At 60.0% G+C, this 14,360-nt stretch carries 16 protein-coding genes and 2 pseudogenes; all 18 read left to right on the top strand.

What is annotated here, in order from left to right:
• The first annotated feature begins 269 nt into the window (after window positions 1-269).
• Window positions 270-461: a Flp family type IVb pilin gene (locus DBR22_RS11680; protein ID WP_108599153.1), complete on the top strand. Its 192-nt coding sequence runs from the start codon at window positions 270-272 to the stop codon at window positions 459-461.
• Window positions 462-472: 11 nt separating this feature from the next.
• The gene (locus DBR22_RS11685; protein ID WP_181365144.1) at window positions 473-652 is read left to right on the top strand and encodes a Flp family type IVb pilin; all 180 of its coding nucleotides are present in this window, start codon (window positions 473-475) and stop codon (window positions 650-652) included.
• Between the two features lie 194 nt (window positions 653-846).
• Window positions 847-1,290: a TadE/TadG family type IV pilus assembly protein gene (locus tag DBR22_RS11690; protein ID WP_108599155.1), complete on the top strand. Its 444-nt coding sequence runs from the start codon at window positions 847-849 to the stop codon at window positions 1,288-1,290.
• A pseudogene (locus DBR22_RS24480) lies at window positions 1,278-1,430 on the top strand (pilus assembly protein TadG-related protein); the annotation flags it as partial. The gene DBR22_RS11690 and the pseudogene DBR22_RS24480, both read left to right, overlap by 13 nt.
• Window positions 1,431-1,511: 81 nt before the next feature.
• On the top strand, window positions 1,512-2,309 hold the full coding sequence (locus tag DBR22_RS11695; RefSeq protein WP_258229160.1) for a hypothetical protein: 798 nt from the start codon (window positions 1,512-1,514) through the stop codon (window positions 2,307-2,309).
• A gap of 106 nt (window positions 2,310-2,415) precedes the next feature.
• Complete coding sequence (gene cpaB, locus DBR22_RS11700) at window positions 2,416-3,126, top strand: Flp pilus assembly protein CpaB (protein ID WP_108599167.1); 711 nt, start codon at window positions 2,416-2,418, stop codon at window positions 3,124-3,126.
• Entirely contained in the window at window positions 3,123-4,316 is a 1,194-nt protein-coding gene (locus DBR22_RS11705) for an AAA family ATPase (RefSeq protein ID WP_108599157.1), read from the top strand. The genes cpaB (DBR22_RS11700) and DBR22_RS11705 overlap by 4 nt, the downstream gene beginning before the upstream one ends.
• Window positions 4,316-5,752 carry a CpaF family protein gene (locus DBR22_RS11710; RefSeq protein WP_108599158.1) on the top strand — a complete coding sequence of 479 codons (1,437 nt, stop codon included), beginning with the start codon at window positions 4,316-4,318 and terminating at the stop codon, window positions 5,750-5,752. The genes DBR22_RS11705 and DBR22_RS11710 overlap by 1 nt, the downstream gene beginning before the upstream one ends.
• The gene (locus DBR22_RS11715) at window positions 5,749-6,696 is read left to right on the top strand and encodes a type II secretion system F family protein (protein ID WP_108599159.1); all 948 of its coding nucleotides are present in this window, start codon (window positions 5,749-5,751) and stop codon (window positions 6,694-6,696) included. Before DBR22_RS11710 ends, DBR22_RS11715 begins: the two co-directional genes overlap by 4 nt.
• Window positions 6,697-6,704: 8 nt before the next feature.
• Window positions 6,705-7,610, top strand: coding sequence for a type II secretion system F family protein (locus tag DBR22_RS11720; protein ID WP_108599160.1), 906 nt, complete (start codon window positions 6,705-6,707; stop codon window positions 7,608-7,610).
• Between the two features lie 272 nt (window positions 7,611-7,882).
• Complete coding sequence (locus DBR22_RS11725; RefSeq protein ID WP_108599161.1) at window positions 7,883-8,128, top strand: Flp family type IVb pilin; 246 nt, start codon at window positions 7,883-7,885, stop codon at window positions 8,126-8,128.
• A gap of 120 nt (window positions 8,129-8,248) precedes the next feature.
• Window positions 8,249-8,638 carry a TadE/TadG family type IV pilus assembly protein gene (locus tag DBR22_RS11730; protein ID WP_108599168.1) on the top strand — a complete coding sequence of 130 codons (390 nt, stop codon included), beginning with the start codon at window positions 8,249-8,251 and terminating at the stop codon, window positions 8,636-8,638.
• The gene (locus DBR22_RS11735; protein ID WP_308810207.1) at window positions 8,626-9,657 is read left to right on the top strand and encodes a pilus assembly protein TadG-related protein; all 1,032 of its coding nucleotides are present in this window, start codon (window positions 8,626-8,628) and stop codon (window positions 9,655-9,657) included. The genes DBR22_RS11730 and DBR22_RS11735 overlap by 13 nt, the downstream gene beginning before the upstream one ends.
• A 40-nt stretch (window positions 9,658-9,697) precedes the next feature.
• The gene (cpaB, locus tag DBR22_RS11740; RefSeq protein ID WP_108599163.1) at window positions 9,698-10,468 is read left to right on the top strand and encodes a Flp pilus assembly protein CpaB; all 771 of its coding nucleotides are present in this window, start codon (window positions 9,698-9,700) and stop codon (window positions 10,466-10,468) included.
• On the top strand, window positions 10,465-11,661 hold the full coding sequence (locus DBR22_RS11745) for an AAA family ATPase (RefSeq protein ID WP_108599164.1): 1,197 nt from the start codon (window positions 10,465-10,467) through the stop codon (window positions 11,659-11,661). Before cpaB (DBR22_RS11740) ends, DBR22_RS11745 begins: the two co-directional genes overlap by 4 nt.
• On the top strand, window positions 11,661-13,214 hold the full coding sequence (locus DBR22_RS11750) for a CpaF family protein (RefSeq protein WP_108599165.1): 1,554 nt from the start codon (window positions 11,661-11,663) through the stop codon (window positions 13,212-13,214). Before DBR22_RS11745 ends, DBR22_RS11750 begins: the two co-directional genes overlap by 1 nt.
• Window positions 13,215-13,220: 6 nt before the next feature.
• Window positions 13,221-14,153, top strand: a complete 933-nt coding sequence (locus tag DBR22_RS11755) for a type II secretion system F family protein (RefSeq protein ID WP_108599166.1) — start codon at window positions 13,221-13,223, stop codon at window positions 14,151-14,153.
• Window positions 14,154-14,168: 15 nt separating this feature from the next.
• A pseudogene (locus DBR22_RS11760) lies at window positions 14,169-14,360 on the top strand (type II secretion system F family protein); the annotation flags it as partial.

Here is a 14,360-nt window from a genome sequence, read left to right on the forward strand (position 1 = left end):
GCCCGCTAAACGACACCTTCAACCGCACTGACAACAACAAACCAAGTAGTCGTTAGTGGATACACCAACTTTTCTGAGTACTCACGCAAGTCTTCTCCGTACGAGCTGAATTAGTCCCAGAAAAAGTCGAGTACAACTACGCATTGTTGCCGCAATCCCCGGCTGACAATCTCTTCTTAGCGAAGTCCAGCAACCGCTAAGAAGTATGGGGGCAGCTGGAAATTCGTTGAAAGTATCCAAATCAATTTCATCGAATTAAGGAACTCAAAATGACTTCTCTCATGGTCTCAATGCTCGCCTACGTTGCCGGCGTCAAGGATCGCTTCTCCTCCGAGAAGGGTGCAACCGCAGTTGAATACGGCCTGCTCGTTGCCCTGATCGCGGCAGTCATCGTTGTTGTCGTGGCGGCCCTCGGCACCAACATCAACAATGCATTCATCAAGATCAACACTGCCATCTAATGACAGCGATCATGATCCCCGTTCTGGTTCTTTTTGCAGGAGCTAAGAGTCGTCTCGCATCTGAGAAAGGTGCGACGGCTGTTGAATATGGTCTCCTCGTAGCTCTAATCGCGGCAGTCATCGTGGTTGTTGTGGGACTACTCGGAGGCAAAATCAACGACGCCTTCGTCGCTGTAAACACCGCAATATAACTGCGGAGGCAGGTTGAGGAGCCCAGGGGCGGGGCGGGAAGCTGAGCAGACGCTCGACAGCTCCTGTCACGCACCTGGGCCTTCAATCTTTAAGCCGCATTCCGGCCCTGGGGTCTCTCAACGGTCGCCAAACCTCCAGCCATAGCCGCCCGGGCAGTTTAGTAGGCCGGGCCACTTAGAACTTGGGTCACATCATGATGCAGAAACTTGGCCGACGCCGGCGTCCTCGAAGCGCCCGGGAGGCAGGCGCCGTAGCAGTTGAGTTTGCCCTCATCTTGCCAATCTTTATGGGCCTGGTCCTCGGCATCGCCGAATTCGGGCGGGCGTTCAATATTCAGGTTTCCCTCACAGAAGCGGCTCGCGAAGCTTCGCGATACGCAGCAATTCATTGTGCAGAATCCACCTATACGGCCTCGGCCGCCCAAAATGCGGGTGTGGACGCGGCGCCATCGGTCGGACTGACAACGGCGAATATAAACATCAGCTATTCGGGTTCAGGCACCTGCTCGTCCGGCAACAATGCAGTGGTCACGGTGAACTACACAACTCCTTGGATGACCGGCTTCCCAAACCTTATTCCGGGCATGCCTGGCACCCTAACAATTGAAGGCAAAGGTGTTATGCGATGCGGTGGATAAAGGCTCCAGCTTCGGAACGAGGAGTCGTCGCTCCCCTGACCGCGCTCATCATGGTTTTCCTGCTTGGCATGGCTGCCTTCGCAGTTGACGTGGCCACCATGTATTCCGAGCACGCCCAGCTTCAGAACGGGGCTGACTCGTCTGCCTTGGCGATAGCGCAAGCGTGCGCGGCAACTCCGCCCGGACCAGACTGCAGCAGCCCTGTGACATCAGCCTCGGGCATGGCAAACGCAAATGCACTTGATGCCTTCACCAACGTAGTCTCCGCAACCGTCGGTTCCGGTGTCGTCAATGTGACGACACAGGCGAGGGACACGGCCGGCAACAACCACTTCTCGTTGGTTTTCGCTCGGGCCTTGGGGATTGAGACCACCGACATCAGGGCGTCTGCCCAGGCAAAATTTGGCGGCTACGAAACCGCCGATGTTGTTCCACTGGCCTTTTCAAAGTGCGAGTCCGACCCCTTCTTTACCAAAGACCTGCAGTTCTTCCCGTCTCACGGAGACACCCTTGCCTCGGATCCGGCATATGAGTGCGTCACGCCCTCATCCTCCGGCCTGGAGGTCCCCGGAGGGTTCGGATGGCTGGATTCACCCGGAACCTGCAGCGTGAAAGTCAGCATCACCGATCCGTGGGTAGGAACCGATTCTGGGCAAGACTATGACGCCGATTGCGCGACCAGAATGAATCAATGGGGAGCCATCTTGGCTGATCCCACAAAGACAGTTGAAATCTTGGTCCCCATATTTGACGACCGTCGCGGGACTGGAAGCAATGCAGAATTCCACATCGAGGCCTTCGCCCAAATCTCGCTGCGGGGTTGGAACCTCGCAGGCGGAACCAAACTGCCTGAAGATTTCATGACTACCGAGGCTACGAATCTTTCGAAGTCCTTGAAGCTCAAGAACAGCGACAACGGGATCTTCGGCCGTTTCATTCGAAAGGTTTCCTTGGCCGAAGCCGCGACTCTTGGTGGACCGTCAGCATATGGCGCTCCAGGAGTTCAGCTAAGCCAATAACAACACCTTCATTGAAGCGCCTGAGACTGGATCACCAGCTGGGCGGCAGCTTATAACTAAGGAGATACACGTGAAAACTCGCCTTCTGGGAGGCATCGTAGCCCTTGTGCTCGCCGTAGTTGGCACATTGCTTCTCGTCTCGTATGTTCAGGGTTCCGAAGCCAGGGCCCAACAAGACTTACAACCGATGGACGTTCTGGTTGTCGACAAACAGATACCGCAGGGGTCGACCCTGGATCAGCTCAGGGGCTCCGTCCGGCTGACTTCCCTGCCGGCCGCATCGGTGCCCAATGGTGCACTGAAAAGCCTAGATGGACTCGACGGCAAAGTGACGTCAGCCGATTTGGTGCCCGGCGAGCCTCTTCTTGGAGTCCGACTCGTCGACCCGACAAGTTTGGCTGCCCCCGGATCGGTTCCTGTCCCTTCGGGGATGCAGGAGATCTCAGTCCAGCTTGAGGCGCAGCGGGTTGTCGGGGGCAGGATCGTCGCCGGCGACACAGTCGGCGTAGTTGCTCTGTTCTCTGACGACGCCGCCGGAGGCGGATCAGCGCAGCAGATCTTCCACAAGGTGCTGGTGACCAGCGTCCAGCGGGCCACTAGTGCGCCGGCCGCTGGCACTAGCGAAACTGCCTCTGCGGAACAAGCCAACACACAGCTTCCCACCGGTCAGCTCCTCGTCACCTTTGCACGCACCGACGCGGACTCGGCGAGAATCGCTTTCGCTGCAGAGTTCGGCACATTGTGGCTGACCAAGGAGCCCTCCACTGCATCGGAAACCGCTCCGTTCACCGTCAGGAAAGCCGAGCTCTTCAAATGAGCAGATTCGTGTTGGTCACAGCTGACCCGGGCTTTACCCAAAGGGCGCAGCAAGCTGTCGCCGGACTTCATGGCACCTTGCAAACGCTGACTGCAGACTACCTGCCGCCCGGCCCCGACGACATCCTTCGCGTTCTCAGCGGTGAGCTAGCGGAGGTGATACTGCTTGGACCAGGTCTGCCAACAGAGGATTCAATCCGCTTGGCCAGCCTCTTCGACCTTCAGTACCCGGAGATCAGCGTCGTCCTGGTGACTGACGGGGGTGCAGATGTTGCCCTTCCGGCCATGCGGGCCGGGATTCGGGATCTCCTCAGCCCTGCGGCAAACAGTGACGACATTCGCACCATGCTCGAACGCGCGAGTTTGGCGGCAGCCAGCAGGCGGCGCGGATTGGGCGGGTCGGTCGAAGATAACCAATCACAAGGCCGCATCATTGCCGTTATGTCGCCTAAAGGCGGCGTCGGAAAAACCACCGTTACGACGAATTTGGCTATCGGGCTTGGAAAAATTGCCCCTATGGGCGTAGTAGTCCTCGATCTCGATCTTCAGTTTGGTGACGTGGCCTCCGGGCTGATGCTAGAACCCGAACGAACACTAGCTGATGCTGTCACAGGGGCAGCTGTCCAAGACAGCATGGTCTTAAAGTCCTATCTGACATTGCACCCCGCTGGAATTTACGCTCTATGTGCTCCCCTGAACCCTGCCCATGCGGACAAGATCAGCGGCGACCAGGTGGCTCATCTAATCAGTCAGCTTGCGTCTGAGTTCCAGTACGTCGTGGTAGATACTGCCCCTGGTCTCGGCGAACATGTTCTAGCCACCCTTGATCAGGCGACTGACGCTGTCTGGATCTGTGGAATGGACATTCCGAGCATCCGAGGCCTCAGAACCGGATTCGGCATCCTGACGGAGCTTGATCTCCTGCCTGAAAATCGACACGTCGTTTTGAATTTCGCGGACCGGAAGAGCGGACTCACTTTACAGGATGTCGAAGCCACGATTGGATGCCCCGTAGACATCGTCCTGCCCCGTTCGCGTGCCGTGCCGTTCTCTACGAACAAGGGCATCCCCCTCTTGCAGGAAGGCAGCAGAGATGGTGCAGCACGAGGCATGGGGCAACTCGTGGACAGGTTCAAACCCAACTGGGAGCAACGACCACATAAGAAACTTCACAGAAGGGCAATAGTCTAATGAGCCTGGCAAGAAGGTTGGAGGCCGCACGAGGCCTTGACGTCGCGAATGAAGACGCTGACTCCACAAGTCAGTGGACTGCCTCCGTAGCAGCGCCGGCAGATGCGGCAAATCCATTCGGGACCCGCACCTACAGCAACGAACCCAACGAAGCGCTGAACGCTGTTAAGGAACGAGCAGGTACCGCACTTTATGAGCGGATGGGTAGTCGGATCACCGACCCCTCCGTAGAAGAATCCGAGCTGCAGCAGTACGTCAAAGATGAACTGCGCACCATCATCGAAGAGGACGAAATACCGCTCACTCTCCCCGAGCGCCAGCGGCTGGTCCAGGAAATCATCGACGACGTCCTGGGCCTGGGACCGCTGGAAAGGTTCCTGAACGACGCTGAGGTCACAGAGATTATGGTCAATGGTCCTGACAAAATCTACGTGGAACGCGGAGGAAAGCTTACGCTCACCGGTGCCAGGTTCAGTGGCGAAGAGCATTTGCGGAAAATCATCGAACGGATCGTTACCAAGGTTGGCCGCCGAATCGACGAATCTTCGCCCCTCGTTGACGCTCGGCTTGCCGATGGATCCCGTGTGAATGCCATCATTCCTCCGCTCGCCGTCAGTGGCTCAACTCTTACCATTAGAAAGTTTGGGCAAGTCCCACTCACGGTGAGCAACCTTATTTCCTTGGGTTCGATGTCTCCGGAGATCGCTGAACTTCTGCAGGCGTGCGTGCGGGCCCGCCTAAACATCATCGTCTCCGGCGGTACCGGCACCGGTAAGACCACACTCCTGAACGTTTTGTCCTCCTTCCTCCCAGCAGACGAGCGCATTGTCACCATTGAGGACGCTGTTGAACTGCAGCTGCAACAGGAGCACGTGGTCCGGCTAGAAAGCAGGCCGCGAAACATCGAGGGAAAGGGCGAGATCAGCATCCGGGATCTGGTGAGAAACTCCCTCCGAATGCGTCCCGACCGCATTGTTATTGGCGAAGTGCGTGGCGGTGAATCGCTCGACATGCTCCAGGCCATGAACACAGGCCACGACGGCTCGATCTCCACTGTTCACGCAAATTCACCGAGGGACGCGATCTCACGGCTGGAAACCCTCGTCCTGATGGCAGGCATGGACCTACCTCTTAGGGCCATTCGCGAACAAATAGCGTCGGCTGTGAACTTGATTGTTCACATTTCTCGACTCCGGGACGGGACGCGCCGCGTGACGCATGTCACCGAAGTCCAAGGCATGGAAGGTGAAGTGGTCACACTCCAAGATGCGTTTGTCTTTGACTATTCCGCCGGCGTCGATGCCAACGGAAGGTTCCTGGGCCGTCCGATTCCCACTGGTGTCCGCCCGCGCTTCGTGGATCACTTCGTGGAACTCGGAATACCTCTTTCTCCCACGGTGTTCGGGAGTATGCCGGTGGGCGGTGGATTTCGGTGACAATCACGGATCCGATATTTCTGGGCATCGGAATAGTCCTGTGCTTTGTGGCTCTCACCGTGCTTCTGACCACCACGTTCCAGAGCGGCCGAGGCGAAATTGCGCTCTCGCGTCGGCGACCGGGTGTGGTGAACGGTCCATCCCTGCTGACGCGGGTTACGAATTCCGCCACCGCGTATCTGGATCGGAACGTCAGCCGAAACGCAGCTTTCGGAAGCCGCGATTCGTTGGAACAAGCTGGTCTGAAAATGCGGCAGGCCGACTTCATCCTCCTCATCGCTTGCCTGGCTGTTACCGCAGGCGTCGTGGGGTTCATTCTCGGCGGCCTAGTCCTCAGTGTTCTCTTCATATGCGCAACGCCGTTGGCAGCAAAGTTGTTTCTCAGTATTCGATCCGCACAACGCCGGGCAAAGTTCGACTCCCAGCTCGGAGACACTCTGCAAATGCTCGCCGGAGGACTGCGGGCAGGCCACAGCCTGCTCCGCTCGGTGGATGCAGTGGCGCAGGAGGCCGAAGCCCCGACGTCAGAGGAGTTCGCCCGTCTAGTCAACGAAACGAGGCTGGGTAGGGATCTGAGGGAATCCATGATTGATGCCGCCCGCCGCCTGCGCAGCGAAGACTTCGACTGGATTGGACAGGCGATCGAAATTCACCGCGAGGTGGGCGGCGATTTGGCTGAAGTGCTTGATCACGTCGGCGAAACCATTCGGGAAAGAACTCAAATTAAAGGGCAGGTTCAGGCTCTCAGCGCCGAAGGAAAGCTTTCGGCGTACATCCTCGTCGCTCTGCCCGTTGGCATGTTCCTGTACATGAGCGTGGTCAACGGCACTTACATCGCAACGCTGTACACCAATGTCCTGGGATGGTTCATGCTTGGAAGCGCCGTCGTGCTCCTGGGGATCGGCACGTTCTGGCTCAGCCGCGTCGTCAAGATCAAGTTCTAGGGGGAAGCATGAGCGCCATAGCATGGCTAATCGTCGGTCTGATCATCATTCCGTGTTCGTTCCTTGTTTTTTCTTTCGTTGCTGTCGACAGGCGGGGATTCGCGGCCGTCCGGAACAACCTTGGCCGTGGTCTTCGCCTGACTGAAGGGCTGCCGCTGGGAGCAGGGACAACGCCCGGGGAATCCAAATCTTCCACGCCCCTGGGCTTGCGCTTAACGCCCAAGGGCTACACGGGCTGGCTCGACAAGCTTCTCGCCCGCGCCGGCCGGCCCGCACAAATGCCGCTGGAGCGACTCTTGATCCTCAAGCCAGCGCTGGCGCTGGTGGTTGTCCTCGTCGGCATTATGGTCATCAGCAAGGGGCCAACTCCATCCTCCATTCTCTTTGTCGTGCTCTTTAGTGCCCTCGCCTATTTCGCGCCGGATATCCTGATCCACGGCCGCGGTGCCGAGAGGCAGAAGGCGATCGAGCTCGAACTGCCGAATACCCTGGACCAGATGCTGATCTCAGTTGAGGCAGGACTTGGTTTTGAGACCGCAATGGCCCGCGCCGCACAGAATGGCAAAGGGCCGCTAGCCGCCGAACTGTTGCGGACGCTCCAGGATATGCAGGTTGGCCGCAGCCGTCGGGACGCATACTTGGCCATGGCAGCGAGGACTGATGTCCCCGACTTGCGGACTTTTGTGCGAGCAGTCGTGCAGGCAGATGTGTATGGCATTGCAATCGCAAATGTCCTCCGCTCCCAGGCAAAGCAGATGCGCATCAAACGGCGTCAGCGTGCCGAGGAGAAGGCGATGAAACTGCCAGTGAAAGTCCTCTTCCCCTTGATGTTTTGCATTCTGCCGGTGCTGTTTATAGTCATCATTGGCCCCGCGGCGATCAACGTAATGAAGAGCTTCGCCGGCGCCTTCTGACCCTTCAGCCAGCTCAACCCATTGCGCCTCTCGGCGCTCCAAATACCGGACCCCCTCGGCACCCAGAACCGAGGGGGTCCGTTTGTGTGCCCGCGCAGTCACCTTTTCTCAGCACTCGCACAGGCTTAGCAAAGCAATGGCGCAGGAAACGAGCAGCGAAGGCAACCTTCGCGCAGGATGCTGCAAGTTCCGCTCAAAGCCTCCTCAAGGGTTGCTAGTTTCGTGCTTGAGCTGGTGCAGGACCAGCCACCCGAACTCGCTCAGGAGTCCCCATGCTTTCTCTCCACACCAACCTCATGATCCGCCTTCGTAGCGAAGAAAAGGGCGCTACAGCCGTCGAATACGGCATCATGGTCGCGCTCATCGCTGTTGTCATCATCGTGGCCGTCACCCTCCTCGGGACGACACTTACCGAGACGTTCAACGGTGTTGCTTGCAGCGTCAAGGGCGGCGCCTACACAGCGGCCACTGCCGCATCTGGCTCCACTGCAGCTGTTGCTGGAAGCTGCTCCAAGTAAGGCCGCGCCTAACCTACTGAGGCGCCCACCCCAGCACCACGAATGAGAGTGGCGGCGGCGATCAAGCCGCCGTCACTCTTCTTTTCCCGAACCCGATCTGCAGAAGCGAAAGGAGCCATCATGTCCAGGGCATCTGAACGCGGAGCTGTTGCGGTCGAGTTTGCGATCATCGCACCCGTCCTGGTCATGCTGCTGCTGGGCGTCATGGAGTTCAGCCGGGCCTACAACGCGCAGGCATCACTCTCCGCTGCAGCCCGCGAAGGTGTCCGCGTCATGGCAATCTCCGACGATGTCTTGGTGGCTCGCAAAGCAGTCAAGGACACGGCGATCGCGCTTCAGCCACAGCTGGCGGACTCGAACATCGAATTTAAGAACCTGGACACCGGCACGTCGAAATGTGCACCGGGCCACCGCATGTCCGTCACCATCACCTACAGCTTGTCCACCATGACTGGCATCGCAGGTCCGTTCCCGATGACCGCGAAAGGAGCAATGCTGTGCGGCGGCTGAATCAACCCAGCGTGAAGAACGACGGCGAACATGGCGCAGTAAGCGTCATCGTCGCCATCATGCTCGTGGCGCTGCTAGGTTTCGGTGCCATTGCAGTGGACGTGGGCATGCTCTACGCCGAACGGACCCAACTCCGGAACGGGGCCGACGCCGCCGCATTGGCCATCGCCCAGAAGTGCAGCCGGAACGTCACCGATCCTGATTGCTCCGCTACATCGTCCCTGGCGGCAGGGCTTTCCAACGGCAATGCGGCTGATGGGCTCAGCAACCTCAAGTCAGTTGTCCTCAACACAACGGACCGGACGGTCACCGTTACCGCGGGAGCACAGGAAAGCGGCCACTCCCCCAATGAAGTGTCCCTCTTCTTCGCCAGGGCCCTTGGCATGAACACTGCAGAAGTCACAGCGCCGGCATCCGTTCAGTGGGGAAGCCCGGAAAAGGGACCCACCCCGTTTCCCATCACGGTTTCGGTATGCCAGGTCCGCGACAAGACCGACGTGATGCAGCTCCTCCAACTCCACGGCAAGAACGCCAATGCCGACTGCCACTATGGCCCGTCAGGAGCTGCGGTGGAAGGCGGGTTTGGTGAACTCAAACAGGATCCAAGCCAGTGCGGCGCCATAGTCGACATTGCCACCAGCACTGCAGGCGGCGATACCGGCAATAACGCCCCACCCAACTGTGAGGCACTGCTGAATGGCTGGGCAGCGGATATGAATGCGGGCAAGGACGTCATCGTCCTGGTGCCGATCTTCAACAAAGTGACCGGTACCGGAACAAACGCAGTCTTCGGGCTCACTACCTTCGCCGCGTTCAATGTCGAAGGGTGGAAAGTCGGCAACACCGGCCTTCCCTATACCTTCCGTAACAGGGCACCGGACGTACCCGCAGCCCTTGAGTGCAAGGAACCATGCCGCGGCATCATCGGAACGTTCGTCGAATACGTTTCCTTGGCCAGCGGCTTCAAACTGGGCGACATCAAACCGGACGGCGCCGTCGTCGTCGCACTCAGCAGTTAGCCGTAGCGACCATGATTTTTGGAACATACAGGAGCATTCAGTGAAGTCACGTTTGTTGGCAGGAGTGGTGGCAGTCCTGCTGGCCATCGTTGGGGCGGTCATTGTTGTGTCCTACGCCCAGGGTGCGGACCAGCGGGCCGTCAAAGGCCTTGATCCGGTCGACGTACTGGTGATCACCAAAGCGGTTCCTGCCGGTTCCACGGCAGAAGCGCTGAAGGCATCCGTTGCCCTGCAACAACTGCCCGGCACCGCCGTCGCAAAAACGGCCCTGAACACGCTGGACGGGGCGGTTGGAAAAGTGACCGCCGCCGATCTGGTCCCCGGCGAGCAACTGCTGGCAGAGCGCCTCGTCTCCCCCGAAGAACTCAAGACCTCCGGCTCAGTACCGGTGCCTGCAGGCCTTCAGGAAGTCACTTTCCAGCTGGAACCACAGCGCGTGGTGGGCGGTCGGCTGGCACCCGGAGACAACGTCGGCATCTTCATCTCCACAGCCACCGGCGGCATCGAGGGGAAGGCGGACAGGGAAGCCGTCCAGCTCTCCATTCACAAGGCCCTGGTCACAGCCGTCCAGCGCGCGCCCGAAGGAGCCGCCGCTAAGCCAGCACCCACCGCGAGCGCAGCGGCAGAACCTGATCCCCGCGACGTGAACCTTCCCACCGGGCTGCTCATGGTCACCGTGGCCGTCAACGACATCAACGCCGGCAAAATTGTGTTTGCCGCGGAGTACGCATCCCTCTGGCTCAGCCGGGAACCGCTCGACGCAACGGACAGCGGCCCGCGCATCATGACCCGGACGGACCTCTACAAATGAGCCGCTTCGTCCTGATCACCCCCGACGTCGGCTTTGATGGCCGCCTCCGCCAGGCTGTTGCGGGCGGACTCCAGGGCGGCGTGCAGACGTTCTTCACCAGCCTGCTGCCCGCCGACCCGAACGAACTCTTCACCCATCTGAACCAGGAGCAGCCCGAAGTCCTGGTCCTGGGACCGGAGGTGCCCGTAGATGAGGCCCTTCGGCTCGCAACGGTCCTCAACGTGAGCTACCCGGAACTCAGCGTCATTCTTGCCGCAGAGCCGGACCCCGGATTCCTCCTCCAGGCCATGCGCGCAGGGATCCGGGACATCGTGCCGCCGGACTCCGATGCCGCGCAGATCCGGGTGCTGCTCGAACGCGCCAGCCAGTCATTTGCCACCCGGCACCGCACCCTTTCACCCCCGCAAGCCACGGAATCCAACAAGGGCCTGGTCATCGGTGTCTTCTCACCCAAGGGTGGCGTAGGCAAAACCACCATTGCCACCAACATCGCCGTCGGTCTGGGGAAGGTGGCGCCGATGAGCGTTGTCATCGTGGACCTGGACCTGCAGTTCGGGGACGTCGCTTCCGGGCTCTACCTCGACCCCGAGCATACGGTGACGGACGCCGTCTCCCCTGCTGCCAGCCAGGACTCCCTGGTCCTCAAAGCCTTCCTCACCGTCCACCCGGGCAGCATCTATGCACTCTGCGCACCGCCAACCCCCATAGATGCAGACGAGATCACCCCCGAGCAGATCAGCCGGCTCCTGGAGCAGCTGTCCGAGCAGTTCCAGTACGTTGTGGTGGACACCGCGCCGGGACTGCCGGAAATAGGCCTCGCCGCCATGGAAAAGTGCACCGACGTTGTCTGGGTCAGCGGAATGGACATCCCCAGCGTGCGTGGATTGCGGTCCGGCCTCGACGTCCTCCGCCAGCTGAACATTCTTCCTGAGACCCGGCATGTAGTGCTGAACATGGCGGATGCCAAAAACGGCCTCACGGTCCAGGACCTCGAATCGACGATTGGGGCACCGGTTGACGTGAGCATCCCCCGCTCCCGTGCCGTGGCCCTGTCCACCAACCGAGGCATCCCCGTGCTCCAAGAGCCGGTGAAGGATCCGGCAACCAAAGGGCTAAACCAACTGGTGGAACGCTTCAACCCCGCGTGGAGGGCGAAATCCCAGCGCAAACTGCACCGAAGGGTAGTGGTCTAATGAAACTCTCAGAGCGCATCCGTGCCGCCCAGTCGAACGCACAGCCCGCCCCGCAGGCTGCCGCCCCGCACGCCTCATCGCCCACGCTCGTTCTGCCACAACCTGATGTTCCCGCACGCCGCGTGCAATGGTTTGAACAAACCACAGAACAGCGCCCGACGACGGCGCCACCGGTCGCCGCCGTCGCCGTCGTCCCCGATTACGTGGAGGAGGCGAGGCCGAAACCCCAGCAACCGGTGGACGCATTTGCTGCCCTCAAAGAAAGAGCCGCCACTGCGCTCTTTGAACATCTGGGTGCCCGGTTCAACGACTCCGCCATCACTGAAAACGAACTGAAGTCCTCGGCACGCGATGAGCTGACGCGGATCATCGACGCCGAGCAGGTGCCGCTGTCCCCCGACGAACGCACCCGCCTCGTCCAGGATGTGGCCGACGACGTCCTGGGCTACGGACCGCTGCAAAGGCTGCTGGACGATCCGGCGGTCACAGAAATCATGGTCAACCGGATGGACCAGATCTACGTGGAACGGAAGGGTCACCTCACGCTCGCTGACACTCGATTCAGCTCCGAGGAGCACCTCCGCAAGGTCATCGAACGCATCGTGTCCAAGGTGGGCCGCCGCATTGACGAGTCATCTCCCCTCGTCGATGCCCGGCTGGAAGACGGCTCGCGTGTCAACGCCGTCATCCCACCGCTGGCAGTGGGCGGATCATCGCTGACCATCCGTAAGTTCAGCAAAGTACCCCTCACCGTGCGGAACCTCATCGACTTCGGCACACTGACGCCCGAGATGGCGGAACTGCTGGACGCGTGCGTCAAGGCCAAGCTCAACATCATCGTCTCCGGCGGCACCGGAACCGGAAAAACCACGCTCTTGAACGTGCTGTCCTCCTTCCTGCCCGCAAACGAACGGATCGTGACGATCGAGGATGCGGTGGAACTCCAGATCCAGCAGGACCATGTAGTCAGGCTGGAGAGCCGCCCGCCGAACACCGAGGGTAAGGGTGAGGTGACCATCCGCGAACTGCTCAGGAACTCCCTGCGTATGCGGCCTGACCGCATTGTGGTGGGCGAGGTCCGCGGCGGCGAATCCCTTGACATGCTGCAGGCCATGAACACCGGCCATGACGGCTCTCTCTCCACCGTGCACTCCAACTCACCGCGAGATGCCGTGGCCCGCCTCGAAACACTGGTGCTGATGGCTGGCATGGATCTTCCCTTGAGAGCCATACGTGAACAGATCGCCTCGGCAGTGAACCTGATCGTACAGATCTCACGGCTGCGTGACGGGTCTCGGAGAATCACGCACGTCACCGAGGTCCAAGGCATGGAAGGCGACATCGTGACTCTCCAGGATGCCTTCGTGTTCGACTACTCAGCAGGGGTTGATGCCCACGGACGCTTCCTGGGCAAACCCGTCGCCACGGGCATTCGACCGCGCTTCATCGACCGCTTCGAGGACCTGGGGATCCACGTCTCGCCTGCCGTCTTCGCTACCTCGGCCGGCGCTGCCCCGGCGGGCGTAAACCCTGCCGGCGCCGGAAAGGCCTAGGACACAATGCTGATCTTCCTTGGCGCCGCGCTCCTCTTCCTTGCCCCCATCCTGGTGGGCTTCGTGTTGGTGCTCCCGCGGACTCCTGATATTGCATTGGACCGCCGCCGGCCTTACGCGGCGGATCCGCCGTCGTTCCTTACCCGGATCGCCGACGCGACTGTAGGCGCCCTGGACCGGTTCCTGGCAACCAGAAATGTCCGGCTCTATCACCGCGAGGCGCTCGAGAATGCCGGCATCCGGCTCAGCCAGGCCGAATTCATGGTGCTGGTCATTGCCGGTGCCATCGTAGGAGCACTGGTGGGCTTGGTGATCGGCGTCCCGGTTGTGTCCTTCCTGCTCGTGATCCTGGCGCCTTTCGTTGGCCACCTTTACCTGGGAATACTGGCGGGCAAACGCCGGGCGAAATTCGATCAGCAACTGGGCGACACCCTTCAGCTACTTTCCGGCGGCCTTCGGGCGGGCCACAGCATTCTCCGCGCCATCGACGCGGCCGCTTCAGAATCACAGAGTCCAACCTCCGAAGAGATGCGCCGTGTCATCACCGAAACCAGCCTCGGCCGCGACCTGCTGGCTTCGTTGACCGACACGTCGGAGCGTATGCAGAACGAGGACTTCGTGTGGATCGCGCAGGCCATCCAGATCAACCGGGAAGTGGGCGGCAACCTGGCCGAGGTCCTGGACCAGGTGAATGAGACCATCCGTGAGCGCAGCGAAATCAAGGGCCACATCAAGTCGCTCGCCGCCGAAGGCAAATTCTCCGCCTACATCCTTATTGCCATGCCCATCGGCATTGTGCTGATGCTGATGACGGTGAACCCCGGCTACATGAACTCGATGTTCACCCATCCGCTAGGGTGGGCCATGATCGGAGCATCCGTCGTCCTGATGACGATCGGCAGCCTGTGGATGCGCAAAATCATCGATCTGAAGTTCTGAGATCCCATGAGTCCCATGATCATTTCCGCACTCCTGCTGGTATCCGTTCCCATCGGCTTCCTGACGTGGTCAATCCTCTCGGTGGACCGCAAAGCCAGGACCGCCACTGTGGCCCTGTTGGCGCGTGGCAGGAGGGTCGCCGAAGCTCCGGAGAAAAAGTCCGCAGGCCTCTTGGCGAACATCGGCTTCCGCTTGACGCCCCCGGCG

The organism is Arthrobacter sp. HMWF013, assembly GCF_003061105.1.
GTDB lineage: Bacteria > Actinomycetota > Actinomycetes > Actinomycetales > Micrococcaceae > Arthrobacter.

What these genes read in the sequence shown, in the direction of transcription:
- DBR22_RS11680 (WP_108599153.1), top strand. Translation starts at nt 270, where the DNA reads ATGACTTCTCTCATGGTCTCAATGCTCGCCTACGTTGCCGGCGTCAAG.
- DBR22_RS11685 (WP_181365144.1), top strand. Translation starts at nt 473, where the DNA reads ATGATCCCCGTTCTGGTTCTTTTTGCAGGAGCTAAGAGTCGTCTCGCA.
- DBR22_RS11690 (WP_108599155.1), top strand. Translation starts at nt 847, where the DNA reads ATGATGCAGAAACTTGGCCGACGCCGGCGTCCTCGAAGCGCCCGGGAG.
- DBR22_RS11695 (WP_258229160.1), top strand. Translation starts at nt 1,512, where the DNA reads ATGGCAAACGCAAATGCACTTGATGCCTTCACCAACGTAGTCTCCGCA.
- DBR22_RS11705 (WP_108599157.1), top strand. Translation starts at nt 3,123, where the DNA reads ATGAGCAGATTCGTGTTGGTCACAGCTGACCCGGGCTTTACCCAAAGG.
- DBR22_RS11710 (WP_108599158.1), top strand. Translation starts at nt 4,316, where the DNA reads ATGAGCCTGGCAAGAAGGTTGGAGGCCGCACGAGGCCTTGACGTCGCG.
- DBR22_RS11720 (WP_108599160.1), top strand. Translation starts at nt 6,705, where the DNA reads ATGAGCGCCATAGCATGGCTAATCGTCGGTCTGATCATCATTCCGTGT.
- DBR22_RS11725 (WP_108599161.1), top strand. Translation starts at nt 7,883, where the DNA reads ATGCTTTCTCTCCACACCAACCTCATGATCCGCCTTCGTAGCGAAGAA.
- DBR22_RS11730 (WP_108599168.1), top strand. Translation starts at nt 8,249, where the DNA reads ATGTCCAGGGCATCTGAACGCGGAGCTGTTGCGGTCGAGTTTGCGATC.
- DBR22_RS11745 (WP_108599164.1), top strand. Translation starts at nt 10,465, where the DNA reads ATGAGCCGCTTCGTCCTGATCACCCCCGACGTCGGCTTTGATGGCCGC.
- DBR22_RS11750 (WP_108599165.1), top strand. Translation starts at nt 11,661, where the DNA reads ATGAAACTCTCAGAGCGCATCCGTGCCGCCCAGTCGAACGCACAGCCC.
- DBR22_RS11755 (WP_108599166.1), top strand. Translation starts at nt 13,221, where the DNA reads ATGCTGATCTTCCTTGGCGCCGCGCTCCTCTTCCTTGCCCCCATCCTG.